At 77.0% G+C, this 1,327-nt stretch carries 1 protein-coding gene; it reads left to right on the top strand.

The features are described 5' to 3' along the window. Positions 1-178: 178 nt before the first annotated feature. Positions 179-1,327, top strand: a 1,149-nt coding sequence (locus tag ABD120_RS17845; protein WP_486348448.1) for a primosomal protein N' family DNA-binding protein, incomplete at its 3' end; no start/stop codon positions are given.

The raw sequence follows: 1,327 nt of genomic DNA, 5'->3' as shown, positions 1-1,327 counted from the left end.
GTTCCGTGACGCCCGCCTCCACACCCGGGAGACTCACCGGGCCGCTCCGGGATGCCATGGGTCTGTGGCGGCGGGCCGTACCACCTGATCAGAGCCGCGGCGCGGCCGGGGGGTGGCGTGCGTTTCGAGAACGCGCCTACCACGACCTGCGGGCGCGCCGGTCTGGTAGACCTATCGGGTGAGCGACGACGCCCTCCTTTCCCTCGACGCGGTGACGCCCGCTCGGGGCAAGGGCGCGCTCGTCCCCGCCGCCGCGCTGCCGGTCGCTCGGGTCGCCGTGGACAACCCGCTGCCGCACCTCGACCGCCCCTTCGACTATCTCGTTCCCGAGGCCATGGACGCGCAGGCGGTCCCGGGGGTGCGGGTGCGGGTCAGGTTCGCGGGCAAGCTCGTCGACGGCTTCCTGCTGGAGCGCGCCGCCGAGAGCGACCACAGGGGACGCCTGGCGCCGCTGGAACGCGTGGTCTCGCCGGAACCGGTCCTGACGCCCGAGGTCGCCGCCCTCGCCAGGGCCGTCGCCGACCGGTACGCGGGCACGCTCGCCGACGTGCTGCGCCTGGCCGTCCCGCCGCGCCACGCGAAGGCGGAGGCGGAGCCCGCCGAGACCCCGGTCACCGAGCCGCCGCCCGCCCTGCCCGAGCGGGCCTGGGACCACTACCCGATGGGCCCGTCGTTCCTCGACGCCCTGGAGAACGGCCGGGCCCCGCGAGCCGTGTGGACGGCCCTGCCGGGCGCCGGAGGCTGGGCCGCTCCGATCGCCGAGGCGGTGCACGCCACGCTCGCGGGCGGCAGGGGCGCGGTCGTCGTCGTCCCCGACGGCAAGGACGTGGCGCTGGCGGACGCGGCTCTCACCGAGGTCCTCGGCGAGGGCGCGCACGTGGCGCTGACCTCGGGTCTGGGGCCTGCGGAACGGTACCGGCGGTGGTTGAAGGTGCTGCGTGGCAGCGTCCACGCGGTCGTCGGCACGCGGGCGGCGATGTTCGCCCCGGTGGACAAACTCGGCCTCGTGGCCGTCTGGGACGACGGCGACGACCTGCACGCCGAGCGCCTGGCGCCCTACCCGCACACGCGCGAGGTGCTCGCCCTGCGCGCCCACCGCACGGGCGCGGCGATGCTCGTCGGCGGCTATTCGCGCACGGCGGAGTCCACCCAGCTCATCGCGGGCGGCTGGGCCCGGCCGATCGTGGCGGCCAGGGAGCGCGTCCGCGCGGCGGCCCCCCGCGTCCGGCCCGCCGGTGAGGACGCCGAACTGGCCAAGGACCAGGCGGCCCGCCAGGCGCGGCTGCCGAGCCTCGCCTGGCGGGCGCTGCGCGAGGGCCTGGAGCAC

Origin of the sequence: Nonomuraea longicatena, assembly GCF_039525605.1 — a bacterium.
Taxonomy (GTDB): Bacteria; Actinomycetota; Actinomycetes; order Streptosporangiales; family Streptosporangiaceae; genus Nonomuraea; species Nonomuraea longicatena.
Note: the sequence above shows the minus strand (reverse complement) of the source record. Positions and strands in the feature narration are given on the sequence as shown.